This is a genomic window from Bergeriella denitrificans NBRC 102155 (assembly GCF_001592185.1).
Classification (GTDB): Bacteria; Pseudomonadota; Gammaproteobacteria; order Burkholderiales; family Neisseriaceae; genus Neisseria; species Neisseria denitrificans.
On sequence record NZ_BCWL01000249.1, the window covers coordinates 1 to 2,737 of the forward strand.

At 51.6% G+C, this 2,737-nt stretch carries 2 protein-coding genes and 1 pseudogene; all 3 read left to right on the forward strand.

Going from position 1 to position 2,737, the window contains the following annotated elements; genetic code table 11:
- Positions 1 to 83 (forward strand): annotated as a pseudogene (locus tag BDE01S_RS11365) (IS1595 family transposase); the annotation flags it as partial.
- Positions 84 to 489: 406 nt separating this feature from the next.
- Positions 490 to 1,392: an OmpA family protein gene (locus tag BDE01S_RS09805; RefSeq protein WP_169798092.1), complete on the forward strand. Its 903-nt coding sequence runs from the start codon at positions 490 to 492 to the stop codon at positions 1,390 to 1,392.
- A 21-nt stretch (positions 1,393 to 1,413) separates the two neighbouring features.
- Positions 1,414 to 2,737, forward strand: a 1,324-nt coding sequence (locus BDE01S_RS09810) for an Ig-like domain-containing protein (protein WP_066080953.1), incomplete at its 3' end; no start/stop codon positions are given.

Genomic DNA, 2,737 nt, shown 5'->3' on the forward strand with positions numbered 1-2,737 from the left:
AGTGCGAATGGCGTTTTAACCACAGTGAGATAAAAGTTAAAATTTCCATTTTAAAACAATTGGTAAAGCAGGATTTGTTCTAGTTATCTAGGACAGCCCCATTAAATATATGCAGATTTGTCCGGTTTTCAGGTCAAAAAGAGCGGGGTTGTTGTATCGATACTGTTATTAAAGTGTAAAAATAGGATAAATATTTTGTTTGGATAAAAGTAACATATTTGAAATTTTCTAAGGAGGGCATTGATTTTTTTAAAATTGTTCAGAGATGATGTCGAGATATTTAAGGATTTACAGGTGTTTTTTTATTTATATGGAATATCACGGGGGGGGGTATGTTATAATCCCGCGATGCTTGAAAAAAGGGGAGTGGGCTGCGGGCAGGTATTTTGCTTTTCCGCATAGCTTCTCTTCAGGCATTTTGTCGTCGGGGATGCGGCTTATGCAGCATTCCGGGCTTTTTATCATCACGTTATGTTAGGGAAATTAAAGATGAGAACCCGACTAAAATTTTTGAGTGCCGGTGTGCTGGCTGTTGCATTGACAGGCTGTGCGACTCAACCGCGCGAATATTGGCACGATTTCACATCCAACAAAATCGTATCCGAAGTAGCGGAAAACGATGCGGCGCTTGTATTCTTCCGCGACGCTAGCGGCCCGGAGAAACAGGCGGTCAACATCAACATCAACGGCGAATACCTGACTTCGCTGCAGCCGAACGGCTTCTCGCAAGTGACCACTTGCGCCATGCCGCAACGCATCGGCGCCTTCCTGACCGGTACCGACAATGATTACCTGCGTAAAGAAAACCAAGGCAGCTTCTATCAGCTGCCTAACGCGCAAGTATCATACTTCCGTGTCAGCGTGGGCGAAAACGGCCAAGCGGTAGTGACGCCGGTTGACGAAGAAACCGCACGCGCCGAAATCAATACCCGCAAATACCAAAGCAACACCCTGCCGCGCGTAGAGAAAAAGAACACCTGCGTTGACCGCACCCAGCCGCGTACCTACACCCTGGATGCCTCCGCTCTGTTCCAATTCGACAAATTCAGCGCCAACAACGTGTTGCCTAAAGGCCTGCAGGAAATCCAAGCGGTAGCACGCGATATCCGCGAATATCCGGTACGCATCCGCGCCATCGAAATCGTTGGTCATACCGATCCTCAGGGTTCTGTAGCTTACAACCAAAAATTGTCTGCCGAGCGTGCACGTACAGTAGGCAATATGCTGGTTCAGTTGGGCGTACCCGCCAACCTGATTCAAGCACGCAGCGTGGGTAAATCCCAACCGGTCGTTACCGGCTGTGCCGAGAAGCACAAGGGCAACCGCGAAGCCATCAATGCTTGCAACCAGCCTAACCGCCGCGTAGAAATCAAACTGTACGCACAGCAATAATTTTGAACGGAGACTGTTTTTATGTCTAAAAACATTACATTAAAAATCAACAGCGCGAAAGAAACGCTGGAAACCGTAGAATTCAACACAGCGGGCAATGACGTCGTACGCATTCAGGCGCAGCCTAATGTCAACTACGAATTTACCGATCAAGCCACCGGCTTCGGCCCGGAAAACATCATGACCAAGCGTGTGGGCAACGACCTGCACCTGGCATTCGAAGGCAGCGACATTGCCGAGCCGGATATGGTTATCGAAGGCTACTACGAGCAAGACAGTAACAGCCTGCTGATCGGCCAACACGAAAACGGCAACTTCTATCCGTATGTACCGGAAAGTGGTCAAGTCAGCGATGCCGTGACCATGCTGGCAGACGAAGTATTCGCAGGCCAAGCATTGGGCGGCGAAATCATCAACAGCGCATTGTGGGCGTTTAACCCGCTGTGGTTGCTGGGTATTGCCGCACTGGCCGGCGGTATCGCAGCGGCTGCAAGCGGCGGCGGTGGTAACGATAACAACACCCCTGCCGAGCCGCAACCTGCTCCGCAGCCGGCTGATACCACGCCTCCCGATGCGCCGACCGCAGCCGTATCTTCAGACGGCAAAACCGTATCCGGTACAGCCGAGCCGGGCTCTACCGTTACTGTACACCTGCCTGACGGCAGCACCCAAACTACTACAGCCGACGAAAACGGCAACTACTCTGTAGATTTGGATACCCCGCTGACCAACGGCGAAACCGTTACCGTGACCGCAACCGACGGTTCAGGTAACACTTCCACTCCGACCCCGGCAACGGCACCGAGCGCACCTGATGCACCGGTGATTACCGCAAATCAAGACGGCTCGGTCACCATCACGCCGGATACTGATGCGACCTCGCAAACCGTCACTTATACGGACGAAAACGGCACTACCCAAACCGTTACCTTCACCAAAGATCCGACTACCGGTGAGTGGGTGGATGGTAATCCGAATGACCCCGTAACCATCGATCCGCAAACAGGCGTCGTGACCATTCCCGGCACTGAAGTCAAAGGCGGTACCACCGTTACCGCGACCAACACCAATGATGCCGGTACCGCAACTTCTACCGAAACTTCAGCAGATACCGACGCCCCAAGCGCGACCTTTGATGAAGACAACGGCGTTGTGATTACAGCTGATGCCAATAACGACGGCTTTATCAATAAAGCGGAAAAAGATGCCGATACCGACGGCAAATCTGACGTGACCGTAAACTTCGACGGCGCAGAAGAAGGCGACATCGTTGTATTGAAAGATTCAGACGGCAACGAAATCACACGCCATCCGCTGACCGCAGAAGAAGCCGCAAGCGGCACTT